This window comes from Muricoccus nepalensis (assembly GCF_006438825.1).
GTDB classification, from domain to species: Bacteria; Pseudomonadota; Alphaproteobacteria; order Acetobacterales; family Acetobacteraceae; genus Roseomonas; species Roseomonas nepalensis.
Genome location: NZ_RCZP01000020.1, coordinates 1 through 13,491, shown reverse-complemented (window position 1 = coordinate 13,491; position 13,491 = coordinate 1). Strand labels below are relative to the sequence as shown.

Sequence of the window (13,491 nt, the reverse complement as noted above, 5' to 3'; positions counted from 1 at the left end):
TCTGACCCAGACGATCCCCGGAGCAGCACCCCGGTGCTCTAGTCGCGCCATTGGGCGATCGCTTCCATGTTAATAACGACGCTTGAGGCACAATGGAAGCTCCCAGCAAAAACCCTAGATGCACCCCCGATGCGTGGTGAATGAATGGTGCATCACGCATCACGCGTCACATTGAGCAGTGCAGAAGGGCAGGGCGGAGCGCCCTGCTCATTCTCTTGCTAGCAGGTGATCCATAAGCTCGGACCATCTCCCTACCTGCAAAGCTCCGCCCGAAGCCAAAGGCTGGCGGCACAGGTAGACTCGGAAATTACCCCTCAAGCGAGAGGCTCCCGCACGGGCGGAGCGCCACCAGAGTCCAACTCCGCAAGTCGCTGAAGCCTTGCTAAGCCGTAATCATCGAAACGGCCACTTCCACGAGCGACGGCCGCAACGGAGCTTGGTTGGACTCTACTGGCGCTAGCGCTTCGCAATAGCTGGGCGTGAGGGATGCAGGGTGATACCGTTCTCGGCCAGGGACACCCGCGCCTCGGGATAAGCGGCCAGCGCCAGCTGGAGGCTGTCCAGAAACTGCGCACGGAAGGCCCTTAGGCGCTTGAAGCCCGCGCCGAACTGTCCGTAGAGCGCCGACCAACTTACTTCTTGGTCGCGCTTCAGAGCGTGCAGCCGATAGGCCAGCCAGATATAAACGTCGAGCGTCATTGAGCGCGGGCCGATAGCCTGCAGCGCCCCCTCGCTCACCGGTACCGGATGCTCTCTCAAGGCCCGATAGAACGCCTCATCCAGCATCACACGGTCCTGCCAGAGTTGGGGCTGCTCCCCACTGCCATGCAGAGTAATCGCCCCCTCCACGAAGCCGCCGTTCCGCAGCAGCTCCGCATCGCCAGTCCCGGCAAAAAAGGTTAGTCGGCAAACCGAAATGCGCTTGGCTTGCTCTTTTACCAAGCGGTAGCTGTTGCCGCCGATCGAGAGGCCCATCCGCCCAAGCCAGACCTGCATTGAGCGGCCCAGCTCGATCTCGCGGCTGCCCGTCTTGACTGCCTCCGATTGCAGGAAAAGGAGGATAAAGCGGGCATAGGAGCCATAAGGGAGGCCGACGAGCTGGCCTTTGCGATCCGCGCCGGATTGCAGAATGAGCGTGAGGTTATGCCCCTCACGGCGCCAGATGGCCTCTTCCTGCTCCTTGTGCGGCAGCGAGGTCAGCGCGAAGCCGGAGTAGGTGAAGCCGATGCTCTCTGTCTCTTCGCTCAGAACTCGGTAGGCGGCCTCGACTACGGCGCGCTCATGGGCGTTGACTGCCTGACGGCGAGCTTCTTCCACCCCTTGCGTTCGAATTAAGCGGTGGATCTCAGCCATGTCGCCAAAGTGGCGGGCCATCGCCCACAGCGTCAAGTTGGACTCTAGTGGCGCGGGCTATTCGAAGAGATATTAGACTTAGTTATTAGAGTGGCCACCAGAGTCCAGGGGATAAGGCCCTATTCCGCCACTAGAATCCAAGCCCAAGCCACCAGAGTCCAAGGGGGCAGCGCGGCCTCTGTGGGCGAATCGATCTGCGCTGGAAGCCGAGTTCCAGACTATCGCGATCCGCTGTGGCGATGATCAGACCCGCGTTGGATCCGCTTAGCCCCAAATGCCCTTGGTGGGGTTGCTGCGCCATAGGTCGGCGGGGCGGAGGTAGCCGAGGGCCACGTCGGCGAGCGGTGCCGGGTTTGGCTCATGACCTGTGCGAGGTCGGCGCCGGCCTAGCCAGCGGCGGTGGCGAGCCCCGCGCGCAGCGAGTGCCCCGAGAAGCGCTCCCACCCCTCCAGCCCCGTCGCCTCGGCCGCGCCCTTGACCAGCCGCGCCACCGCCCGACAGTTCCTGGCCGGTGAGCCCCCCGGCGTTGCTCATGCCGACGAAGAGCAGCCTCTCCCCGTCCGAAGCTCCGCCCGTGATGTCCGGTCCCTTCCGCCGGAAGACGAGCCAGGCCTCAAGGGCGGCGAGCGGGCAGAAGCCCGGCTAGCCTGGGTTGGCCCAGACGGCGACCTCCTAGCCGGCGCCGCGCAGGTCGGTCTTCGAGCGGCGCACGAGCACCCGCAGCCCGCGCCTGAGGACGGGCGTGACATCGCCAAGGCTGAGCCCCGCGAGTTCGCTCCGGCGCAGCGCTGCGCCAAAGCCGACCAACAACAGCGCCCGGTCGCGGGCGCCGAGTGGGGTGGCAGGGGAGGGGCGGGTGGCGAGCATCAGCCGGAGCACATCGGGCCCGGCGGCGGTGGCCTTCCCGCGCGGGCGGGTGCCCTCGAGAACCATGGCGAGACACGGGTGGCGGAGGTCCAGGGCCACGCCCGCAAGGCGGTGGGCCGCCTGAATGGCGGCGAGGTGGTCGCAGAGACTGGCCACCGCCAGGCCGCGGTCGGCAAGGCGGACGGCGTCCATGGCGAGGGTCTCGTGATTGCCGGCGAGGGGCTCGCCGCCGAGGGAGGTGCCCCAGGCCGAGCCGTCGGCGCGGCGGGTGTCCTCGTCGCGGGCGCGGGTGGCCAGCGCGGGGCAGGGGGCGCCCGCTTCCGTCCGGAAAGAGCGATTAGCGGACGGAATAGGGCGGCCCGTCGTGGGAGACGGTACTGGTCCCCCGGGAAGCACAAAAGCCTCAGCAAAACCGGGCTTTTCAGATCATTCACGCACGATAATCCTCCAGCAGCGTTCCTGAGGAGCGGGGCAGGGGCATTTGCCACGTTCCCGTTGTGCCGCGCTCCTGAACGCAAAGAGCCGTCGACCTGTGAAAGGATGGATCCTCCACTGTCGACGGCCTTATCCGGAGCTCATCAGATCCGGGTCAGCGGCCTTCTAGACAACCGCAACGATCTCGACCAGCCTTATCAGCGCTGCCGAAAAACTAACCGTCGAGGGCCATGCATCCCCGCTTTGTGGCACCCCAGAGACCCTAAGCCGCTGGAGCGGTCGTCTCCTTGTGCCCTAGCCGGAGAGAAGGGCTACTCGGGCCGGAAACTTAGTAACGGCTCAGCATAAACATTTGTGCACTGCAGCAAATTCACGAATTCGGGATGCGACAGGGTCGGCTACCAACCAAGGGAGTAGTGAAGGGCACAAGTCAGCCTGTTTCCTCGCAGACAGGCCGGATTACCTAGAAGAATGAAGCTCACGCACCACATGCGTCCGCATGATCCAGCCGACCCGCATCCGTCCTCTCAACGAGGCGCCGGAGAACGCGCGGGCCTCCTACGTTCTCTACTGGATGGGCCTGTCGCAGCGCGCCGTCTTCAACCCGGCCCTCGAGCACGCCGTGGACGAGGCAAACGCACGCAATCTGCCCCTCCTGGTCTGCTACGGCATCGCCGAGGGCTTCCCAGAGGTGAACGCCCGGCACTGGAGCTTTCTGTTGGAAGGTGTGGCTGAGGTGGGGCCAGCGCTGGAAAAGCGCGGCATCGCCTTTGTCGCCCGTCGGGAACCACCCGTGGAGACGGCGCTGCTCTACGCCGCCGATGCCGCCCTCGTCGTCTGCGACCGGACCTACCTCAAGCCGGCCGTCGGGTTCTACGCGAACTTCGCGGCGCGCGCGCCCTGCCGGGTGGTGCAGGTCGAGGGGGACGTGGTCGTGCCGGTCGAGACCGCCTCCCCCAAGCACGAGATCGCCGCGCGGACGCTCCGGCCCAAGCTCAACCGGCTGCTGCCGGACTACCTGATGCCGCTCGAGGAGCGGCGGGTCCTGCGTCCGGCCACGGACCTGCGCCACGAAAGCACCCTTGGCCTGGAGGATGTGCCGCGGCTGGTCGCCAGCCTGAAGGCTGACCAGAGCGTCCGACCGGTGCGGCGCTTCAAGGGCGGCACGTCCGTGGCAGAGGCGCGGCTGCGGCACTATCTTGGTGCCCCCTTTGCCGGCTACGCGACGGTGCGGGGAAGGCCCGATGCCGGCGCCGCCTCGCACATGAGCCCCTACCTGCACTTCGGCCAGATCTCACCCGTGGCGATCGCGCTTGCCGTGCAAGCGGCGAACACTGGGGATCCTGAAGACAAGGCTGCCTATATCGAGGAGGTCGTGATCCGGCGCGAGCTCGCCATCAACCACATCCACTACGAGCCGCGCTACGACGACTACACGTGCGTGCCCGGCTGGGCCCGCAAGACGCTCGACGCGCACCGGGGCGACCCACGACCGCATCTGTACACGCCCGAGCAACTCGAGATGGGTCTGACCCATAACCGATACTGGAACGCGGCGATGATGGAGATGCGCGAGACCGGCTACATGCACAACCACATGCGGATGTACTGGGGCAAGAAGATCGTGCAGTGGTCGGCCTCGCCCGAGGAGGCCTGGGAGACGGCGCTGCGGCTGAACAACCGCTACTTCATCGACGGCCGCGACGCCAACTCCTTCACCAACGTGGCCTGGCTCTTCGGCCTGCACGACCGGCCCTGGGGACCCCAACAGGTCTTCGGGAACGTGCGCTCCATGAGCGAGGCGAGCCTGAAGAAGTTCGACGCCGATGGCTATGTTCGCGAGGTGGAGCGGCTTGCGGCAGCGGAGCGAGAGTAGGTGTGTGAGGTGGCGAACTGGAGCAATGACCCCGCGGACACCAAAATTTTGAAGATTTTTAGGACCGGGTCGGGTCGGAGTGCCAATAGGCTGCCTTGATACCCACTGAACTGTCCCCACGAAATGTGGATAACTTCTCCACAGCCTGCTTGGTAGAGTCCCGCTTGGACGCCGAAGCTGGCGACGAAGCGTCCTGGCTCAGTTCAGTCTTCGTCACTTGCCGGAAAAACCCAGCAAATCCGGGCAGAACCAACCCCTCCAGCAGGCCTTTCACCGCCCCTTGGGCACGATAATTATCTATTATCGTGCCCAAGGGGCGGGGAGGGGGCGGTTGCCACAGATGGGCGCCCCCGGGCACATTCGGGAGGGCCGGAAGGCGGCGTGGGGGCGCTCGCCGGATCGGCCAGAGCGGGGCAGGGGAGTGGGGACTCTGGTAGGGACAGCGTCGAGAACGCCAGCCAATACAGGCCTTTGCTTGCTGGACTGCCGGAGGGGCAAGGCGTGACGGAGCGTCCAGGTTCGAGCCCGCCAGCCGTCCCCGCGTCGGTGGTGCGCCTGGCCGCGGGCGCACTGCCGGCGGAGGCGCTGGCGGTGCTGGCCGGGCCGGTGGGCGAAGCAGTGGCCCGCGCGGCGGGCTACGCCGGGCGGGCGCTGTCGGAGAACACGCGGCGCGCCTACGCCTCCGACTGGCGCGCCTTCTGTTCCTGGTGCGAGGCGGGCGGCGTGGCGGCTCTGCCGGCCGCGCCCGTGGTGATCGCCGGCCACCTGGCGAGCCTCGCGGCCACGCTCGGCAGGAGCGGGTTGCGCCGGCGGCTGGCGGCGATCGCGCATCACCATCGCCAGGCCGGTCACCCCTGGGAGACGCGCCAGCCGGCGATCAGCGCGACGATGCGCGGCATCCTCGCCACCCACGGCAAGCCCGCCCGCCCGGCGGCCGCCCTCACCTCGGCCGAGGTCAAGCGCCTGCTGGCGAGCTGCGGCACCGACGTGGCCGGGGTGCGCGACAAGGCGCTGCTGCTCGTGGGGTTTGCCGGGGCGCTGCGTCGCTCCGAGCTGGTGGGGATCGACCGCGAGCACCTGCGGTTCACGAGCGAGGGCATGACGGTGCTCATCACGCGCGCCAAGCGCGACCAGGAGGGGGAGGGGGCCTCGATCGGCATCCCCCGCGGGCTGAACCCGCTCTCCTGCCCGGTGCGGGCGGTGGAGGCCTGGCTCAAGCGCTCTCGCATCGAGTGGGGGCCGGTGTTCCGGCGCGTGAGCGCCGCGGGTGGGCTGGAGGACCGGCTGACGCCGCAGGGGGTGTGGCGCATCCTGCGACGCCGGGCCGAGCTGGCGAACTTCACCGTCGACGAGCGCGAGCGGCTGTCGCCGCACGGGCTGCGGGCGGGGTTCATCACGGAGGCCTACTTGAAGGGCGCGCTGGACGAGCAGGTGATGCACCACACGCGCCAGCGGAGCCTCGCCACCACGCAAGGCTACCGCCGGCGTGCCAAGATCACGCAGGACAGCCCCGCCCGGCTGCTCGACCTCTGAGCCGGAGGCAGGGCAGGGTGGGTCAGGGGCGCGCGGGCGTTGCGGGGTTGGGGAGGCGCGCCGGTGCGAGCGGGCTCGCGGGTCAGCGGTTCAGGACGCGGCGACCGGCGTCATACGCGGCCTCGGCGCCCGGGAACCCGGCGGGTGAGCGGGCGACGAGGGTTGAGCCGCGCCAGATTGACCAGCGCCAGGTGTTCCGTCCTGACCCCTCGCGGCCGATCCGGATCTCTCTCGTCTCTGGGGCCTCGTGTGTGGGATGGGGTAGCTTCTTCAACATGGCCGCGTCCTAAGAGCGCCGGCCGACGATGCCAACGCAAGAGACCGTGGCCACCGCCGATGAGCCTTTCCCGCAGCATCCGTCCTGGCACCCCGAGCGCACGCACACGGACTGGCTGCGGAACACGCTGGCGGTGAGCGGGCCGACGGAGGAGGTAGTGCGCTTTGCCGCCGCCGCGGCGGGTACGGGCGTGATCCCCTGGGTACTGGACCTCGCCGCGCTGGAGGAGGAGTTCCTTCTGCCGATGGCGGCACCTCTGGACGGCGTGCCCGCGATCAACCTCACCGGCGCCAAGCTCCTGGCCAGGCGGTTGAGGGAGGCGGTGGCGCTGAACCACCAGCGCGCGCTGGCCCGGATGAGCACGGACCGGAGCTGCCCGCTCGACTTGCACCGGCTGTTGCCGTTGCCCGCGGCCATCCTCAGGCTCGGCCCCGAGGAGGCGGCGAGCCGGGAGTGGCTGCTCGCCCACTGGGGCGTGACCCGTCCGCTCCGGCACGTGGAGGTGCTGCCCGGCAAGCTGGACGGGCGACGCAAGAAGATGGCGGAGCTGCGGGTGGGCTTCTGGTCGGCGGACTGGTCGCCCTGGCAGGCGGTGGTGCGGCTGCGGCGGAGCTGGCCGGCGCTCGCCTTCGTACTCACCCCCGACTACGCGCCGGGCGCAGCGGACGGGCAGGGGGCGAGCGCGGCCGAGGCGCGTGCCTCGGAGGGGAGCGGATCCTCGGTGAGTCGTGGGCGGGCCCGCCGTGGGTGAGGCGCTCGTTCAGGAGGAGGAGCCCGCCCGCGGGGAAGGGCAGGGCGCGCCGGCCGAGAGAGGCGAGGGAGCCGACTCACCAGGCACCACCCCGCAGCTGCGGGTGGAGGGCTTCGAAGGACCACTCGACTTCCTGCTCGAGATGGTGCGCCGCCAGCGGGTGGACCTCGGCCCGCTCTCCATCCTGACGCTGACCGACCAGCTGGTGGGCGCCATCGAGAACAGCGGCGGCGCGCGGCTGGAGCGGCGGGCGGACTGGCTGGTCATGGCCAGCCAGCTCCTGCTGCTCAGGGCGCAGCTGCTGGCGCCCGCCAGCCCGGAGGCGGCCGAGGAAGCGCAAGAGGATGCCCGACGGCGCCTAGAGCAGCTGGACGCGCTCGCCCGCGCGCGGGCCGGCGCCGAGTGGCTGGCCGCACGGTCACAGCTCGGGCGGGAGGTCTTTGCGCGGGGCCAGGCAGACCCACCCGCCCCACGGCCGCAGGCGGAGCTGTACGTAGCCTTCCTGGAGGCGACGCTCGCCATGCTGGAGACCAGGGAAGGGCAGGGAGCGGAGGCGCCCCAAACTTACCGTCCCGCGCCGCTCGACCTCTGGCGCATCTCGGACGCCGTGCTCCGCATCAAGCAACTCCTCGAGCACGAAAGAGGCGGGCTGCGCCTGGAGAGGTGCCTGCCTGTCCTTCCGGCGCAGGCACCGAGCAGGGCACTGCGGATGCGGGCTGCGCTTGCCAGCACGCTCATGGCCGGGCTTGAACTCACCCGCAGCGGAGAGGCGGCAATCGAACAATCAGAGCAGTTCGGGGCAATCGTTCTGGGACGTGTTCGCGAAGTAGAACGGCAGCTCGAGCAACAGGACCGCCACGAGCTGCCCGTGCATCAGTGACCCTGCGTACCAAGCCACGCTCTTGTCGTGGCAAGTCAGGAATTCTTTACCCTCGTTTCGTACCCTGTGGCATGGCAATAACGCCGTTCCCCGTTCGCTGCTGGGGAAGATCCGACGCAAGGTAAAACACCTGTGCAGGTCAACACAGCTCCGGTAGCGATCGGTGTGTTACGCCCGCCAGCTTACCTCGCCGCACTGAGCGCGGGACAGATCGCTGGCATCACCACCACGACCCTCGCGGTCATGAGCACCAACCAGCTCGGCGCTCTGACTACCACCCAGGTTGCAGCTCTCCGAGCGACCCAGATCACGGCCCTGACCACGACGGGGCTTGGAGCACTCAGCGGCACGCAACTTGGCGCCCTGTCCGCCACGAGCGTTGCCGCAATGACGGTGACGCAGGTCGGATCGTTGACCACCTTGCAGGTCAGCGGGCTAACGGCAGGGCAGGTGGTTGCGCTCAAGCCAGCGCAGGTGGCCGCCCTGCCTGTTGCGGTGCTAACGTCGATGACGACGCGGCAGCTCGCCGCGCTCTCGACGGCAGGGATCGGCGGTCTTTCCGCCAGCACCCTTGGCGCTTTGTCCTCCGACCAGATTGCAGCACTCAATGGGGCACAGCTCAGGGCGATCGGCACGAAGAACATCGCGGCCCTCTCGCCCGCTCAACTGGCGTCCCTCTCGGACTCGGCCTTCGCCGCCCTTACCCTGGGGCAGATCCAGGCGGTTTCGACCGCTCAGGCCGGCGTGCTCACGACCGAGCAGCTCCGCATCCTTAATGCGACCCAGGTCGCGGCGCTTGAGGTGGTCGACCTCGCCTCCCTGAACTCTACCCAACTCGGTGCTCTGTCGGCGATCGGTGTTACCGGGCTGAGCACGACCCAGCTGCGCGCGCTCTCCGGCACCCAGGCGGCCGGCCTTACCCAGACCCAGCTCGCCGTGCTGCGGCCAGCCCAGGTTGCAAGCCTGAGCACTGCCAGCATCGCCGCGCTGAACGGCACGCAACTCGCCGCCCTGCCCCGCGCCGGCATCGCGGCGCTCACGGCAAGCCAGGTGGCCGCCCTGGCGCCAGGCGCGATGGGTGCCCTGACATCGACGCAACTCAGCGCGTTCGGCTCCGTACAGCTCTCCGGACTGACCGCGACCGGCGCGGCAGCGCTGACGGCCGAACAGGTTTCGGCCCTGCCCACGACCAGCTTGGCCGGGCTCCGGACAGAGGTGCTTGCCGCATTGGGCAGTACCCAGATTGCCGCCCTCCGCCCGGCGCAGATTGCCGCGCTCAAGCCCGGGCAGGTCGGCGCGCTGACGTCCACGCAGCTCGGCGCGCTCACCACGGCCCAGCTTGGCGCCATCGGCGCGGCCCAGGCCGAAGCCTTGAGCGGGGACGACGTCCTGGCGCTGAGCGGGTCCCAGCTGGCAGGCCTGGGCACGACCGGAATGGCTGGGCTCACGACCACGGCCGTCGCTACACTGACAGCCACACAGCTCAGGGCGCTGACCACAACGCAGCTCGGCGCGATCCTTGCGACCCAAGCCGCGGCACTGACCGGGGACGACGTCTCGGCTCTGAGCGGCTCCCAGCTGGCAGGTCTGACGGCGACCGCTGTCACCGGGCTCACCACCTCTGCTGTCGCCACACTGACGGCGGCACAGCTCGGTGCCCTGACCACCCGGCAGGTTGGCGCCCTGACGCAGGCGCAAAGCGCTGCCCTCTCTCGGGACGGCTTGGCCGGCCTGAACGCCACGCAAGTCTCCTCTCTGTCGCCGACCGCTGTCAGGGGCTTGCCGCCTACCAGCCTTGCGGCGCTGACCAGCACGCAGTTCGCTGGGCTGACCACGACGCAGCTCGCCGTGCTCAGCGCCACCCAAATCGGTGGGCTCTCAGCCGGCAGCGTCGGGGTTCTCAGCACGATCCAGCTCACCGCCTTGGCACCGGCGAGCCTCCAGGGCCTGACCAGCGAAGCGATCGGCGCGCTGAGCACCGGGCAGGTCGCCGCGCTGACGACAGGGCAGATCGCCGCACTCGGGCCAGCACAGCTCGGGCTGTTCGCCACGACGCAGCTGGGCAGCCTTGGCACTGCGCAGCTACGTGCCATGACCACCGGCCAACTGGCCGCCGTCCCGGCAACGGGCATCGCCGCGCTGAGCACCGTGCAGGTGGCGGCCTTGTCCTCGCCCGCCCTGGCGGGGCTCACCACCACGGCGATCAGCATCCTTGCCAGCACCCAAATCGCCGCCCTGACGCCCGGGCAGGTGGCAGCCCTGACGGGGGATCAGGTCCCGGTGCTCACCCCCAACCAGCTCGGCGCCTTAGGCAACCAGATCACGGCTCTCTCGGCAGCCGCGATTGCGGGGCTGACGACGGGGCAGGTCGCTGGCCTGACCACCACCCAGTTTGGCCTGCTCACCACCGGTCAGATGGCGGCGCTCGATACGGCGCAGGTCGGCGCCCTCTCGGCGGACAGCATCGAGGCCCTCAGCACCTTGCAGCTCTCCGCGTTGCGTCCGGCCAGCCTTGCAGGCCTCACGACGACGGCCACGGCCGCGCTGAGCTCCGCGCAAGTCGCGGGCCTGCCGCCGAGGAGCATCGCAGGGCTCTCGGCTGCGAGCACCATGTCCTGGAGCACTGCACAGCTTGCGGCTCTGACCACCGCACAAATCCCGTCACTCGACCCGCAGTTGGTTGCTAACCTGAGTGACACGCAGCTTGATGCCCTGAGCACAACTCAGCTCGGTGCCCTGACCTCGTCGCAGTTCGGTGCGCTGTCATCTCAGACCATCGTGGGGCTTGCGAACAGCCAGCTTGCCGCGCTGTCTCCCTCCGGGATTGGTGGCTTGTCGGCCAGCGGTCTCGCTGGCCTCAGCACCACGCAGTTCGCGGCACTGAGCAGCACACAGCTGGCCGCGCTGAGCTCGGCCCAGCTCAGCGCCTTGCCGGCCGGCACCGTCGCGACCCTGAGCCCGGCGCAGCTTGCCTCCCTCTCCCCGGCCGCAATCAGCGGTCTTTCGACAAGTGGACTGGCAGCTCTTGGCGCCACCCAGCTCGGCGCCCTGACCACCAGCCAGGTCAGTGGCCTCGGGTCGGCGCAGGTCGCGGCCCTCTCGGCTGACCAGGTAGGAGCGCTGTCCGATGCGCAGCTCACAGCCCTGTCCAGCACGGCGGTCCGTGGCCTGGACATGACGGCGGTGGCGGGCCGTCTTGACCTATTGAGGCCTGACCAGATAGCAGCGCTTGAATCGGCACAACTCGCCGCCTTACCCAGCGAAGTGGTCAGCACCCTCGCGGACAGTCAGCTGGCGGCCATCTCCCCATCCGGGATAGCAAGCCTTGCCACCGACACCGTCGCGGCGCTTGGAACACGAATCGGCGTGCTGTCGACCCAGCAGATTGCCGGACTGGGGGCAGACCAGGTCAGCGCCCTATCGACAACCGCGCTGACCGCGCTATCGGCGAGCCAGGTCGGTGCGATAGGCTACTCTGCCACACGTGGCATGACCACTGCGCAAGCGGGCAGCCTGAACACGACCCAAATCAGCGGCTTGTCCACGATGCAGGTCATGGCCCTGAGCCCGGCCCAGGTCGCCTCCATGTCCACCACCCAGCTGAGTGGCCTGACCACGACCCAGGTCTTTCGCCTGTCGCCCACTCAACTTGCTGCGTTGACCACAGACCAAGTCGCAGCACTCAGCACCACAGCAATCGCTGCGCTGACACCCGCCCAGATGGTTGGCTTGTCGCCCGACGATGTCGCGTCCCTCCGCCCGGAAGCTTTCGCGGCACTCAGCACGACGGCGGTGGGCGCCCTGAACAACGAACAAATCGCCGCCGTCTCTCCCACACAGCTCGCCAACCTGCGGAGCATGCAGGTGGCGGCCTTCACCCAGAGCCAGTACTTCGCGATGAGCCCCAGTCAGCTCGGCGCACTGTTCGCCTGAAGAAGTTCACCTGGGGCTCGTCAACCGTCGTATTTTCGCCGACTTCAGTAAACTTGGAAGCAGCGGTTTTGCTGTCTGCGTCGCGGAGCATGAAAGCCTTTGTGTCCAGCAGATACATGCTGCCTAATACCAAGTCTCTGAGATCATGACCTATATGCCCAGTCGCGCAGTCCGATGGACATGATGCGCCAGGGCTGTTCGGTGAGCTTGTTCCAGGCGTCGCAGCAGTGGTCGACGATGTTGTCGTAGGACCGGAAGACCCGGTTGGAGAGCCAGTTGTCGCGCATGAACTGCCAGACATTCTCCATGGCGTTCAGTTCGGGGCACTTGGGTGGCAGCGGTGCGAGCGTGATGTTGGGTGGAACCGCGACCTTGTCGGAGAGGTGCCATCCGGCCTGGTCGAGCAGCAGAACGGCGTGCGNATACCAAGTCTCTGAGATCATGACCTATATGCCCAGTCGCGCAGTCCGATGGACATGATGCGCCAGGGCTGTTCGGTGAGCTTGTTCCAGGCGTCGCAGCAGTGGTCGACGATGTTGTCGTAGGACCGGAAGACCCGGTTGGAGAGCCAGTTGTCGCGCATGAACTGCCAGACATTCTCCATGGCGTTCAGTTCGGGGCACTTGGGTGGCAGCGGTGCGAGCGTGATGTTGGGTGGAACCGCGACCTTGTCGGAGAGGTGCCATCCGGCCTGGTCGAGCAGCAGAACGGCGTGCGCTCCTGGCGCCACCGCCGCGGCGATCTCGGTCAGGTGCAGGTTCATCGCCTCGGTGTTGCAGTAGGGCAGGACCAGGGCCGCGCCTTTGCCCTCCTTGGGACAGATCGCGCCGAAGATGTAGGTCGAGGCCGTGCGTTGGTCGTGCGGAGCGCTGGGCCGGGTACCGCGCCTGGCCCAACGGCGGGTGATCTTGTTCTTCTGTCCGACCCGGGCTTCGTCGGCGAACCAGATCTCTAGGCCGGAGGGCTCGACGCCCTTCTCGCGCGCGATCTCGTCCAGAGTGGCGGGGAAGGTGTTTTAAAAAGATCAACCGCGCCGTCAGCCTGGGCGTGGTGGCGCGGCCGGGCGGAGAGCTTGCGAAAGCCCAGGGCGCGCAGCTCCCGGCTCAGCGTCTGCTTGGCGATGCTGACCTTGTGTTCCTCCCAGAGCCACCCGCACAGATCGACCAGGCGCCAACGCACCACGCCATGGACGGCAGGCATCGGACCGCTCTCCAGCACAGCCACCAGCGCCGCGCGGTGGGCCTCCGTCAGCCGGGAGGGCTGGCCAGGGGCCTTGCGGTCAATCAGGCCATCAGGACCGGCGCTGTTGAACTTCAGCACCCAGTCCCGGACGATCTGCAGCGTCACGCCGCCGATCCTGGCCGCTTCGGTCCGCGTCGCACCATCGTAAACCGCAGCTAGCGAAAGCAGCCGCCGGGCCTGAGCCGCATCCTTCGTCCGTCGCGCTGCCACGCGCAGGCGAACCGCGTCGAAGTCACCCCGAAGCGGAATGGCCATGGCGAACCTCCAGCGTTCGCCATCTTGAATCACGATCCGGCCCCATGAGGGAATCCCCCACGAGAGTCAGGGTCTCCGAGATTTAGTAT

The 13,491-nt window shown here is 67.8% G+C and carries 8 protein-coding genes and 1 pseudogene; 5 read left to right on the top strand and 4 right to left on the bottom strand.

The window, feature by feature from the left end; translation table 11 throughout:
- Positions 1–456 precede the first annotated feature (456 nt).
- The gene (locus EAH89_RS17970) at positions 457–1,389 is read right to left on the bottom strand and encodes a replication protein RepA (RefSeq protein ID WP_241667082.1); all 933 of its coding nucleotides are present in this window, start codon (positions 1,387–1,389) and stop codon (positions 457–459) included.
- Positions 1,390–2,025: 636 nt separating this feature from the next.
- Positions 2,026–2,616 (bottom strand): hypothetical protein, encoded by a 591-nt coding sequence (locus EAH89_RS17965; protein ID WP_140885095.1) that lies wholly within the window; start codon positions 2,614–2,616, stop codon positions 2,026–2,028.
- Between the two features lie 538 nt (positions 2,617–3,154).
- Here EAH89_RS17965 and EAH89_RS17960 point away from each other — a divergent pair.
- The 5 genes from EAH89_RS17960 to EAH89_RS17940 all read left to right on the top strand — a co-directional run bounded on the left by EAH89_RS17960 (position 3,155) and on the right by EAH89_RS17940 (position 11,905).
- Positions 3,155–4,531 carry a deoxyribodipyrimidine photo-lyase gene (locus tag EAH89_RS17960; protein WP_140885094.1) on the top strand — a complete coding sequence of 459 codons (1,377 nt, stop codon included), beginning with the start codon at positions 3,155–3,157 and terminating at the stop codon, positions 4,529–4,531.
- A 501-nt stretch (positions 4,532–5,032) separates the two neighbouring features.
- Positions 5,033–6,064 (top strand): tyrosine-type recombinase/integrase, encoded by a 1,032-nt coding sequence (locus tag EAH89_RS17955; protein ID WP_140885093.1) that lies wholly within the window; start codon positions 5,033–5,035, stop codon positions 6,062–6,064.
- Positions 6,065–6,387: 323 nt separating this feature from the next.
- On the top strand, positions 6,388–7,092 hold the full coding sequence (locus EAH89_RS17950; RefSeq protein ID WP_140885092.1) for a hypothetical protein: 705 nt from the start codon (positions 6,388–6,390) through the stop codon (positions 7,090–7,092).
- Positions 7,085–7,972, top strand: coding sequence for a segregation and condensation protein A (locus EAH89_RS17945; protein ID WP_140885091.1), 888 nt, complete (start codon positions 7,085–7,087; stop codon positions 7,970–7,972). The genes EAH89_RS17950 and EAH89_RS17945 overlap by 8 nt, the downstream gene beginning before the upstream one ends.
- Before the next feature lie 132 nt (positions 7,973–8,104).
- Positions 8,105–11,905, top strand: a complete 3,801-nt coding sequence (locus tag EAH89_RS17940; RefSeq protein WP_140885090.1) for a beta strand repeat-containing protein — start codon at positions 8,105–8,107, stop codon at positions 11,903–11,905.
- A 143-nt stretch (positions 11,906–12,048) separates the two neighbouring features.
- Here the strand turns inward: EAH89_RS17940 and EAH89_RS17935 are convergent.
- A pseudogene (locus EAH89_RS17935) lies at positions 12,049–12,324 on the bottom strand (transposase); the annotation flags it as partial.
- A 20-nt stretch (positions 12,325–12,344) separates the two neighbouring features.
- Positions 12,345–13,402 (bottom strand): IS630 family transposase gene (locus tag EAH89_RS17930; RefSeq protein WP_140885088.1). Its coding sequence is split into 2 segments (ribosomal slippage): positions 12,345–12,919 and positions 12,919–13,402, totalling 1,059 coding nucleotides; the frame shifts between segments, so codons are not numbered across the junction.
- Positions 13,403–13,491: the final 89 nt, after the last annotated feature.

What these genes read in the sequence shown, in the direction of transcription:
- EAH89_RS17960 (WP_140885094.1), top strand. Translation starts at nt 3,155, where the DNA reads ATGATCCAGCCGACCCGCATCCGTCCTCTCAACGAGGCGCCGGAGAAC.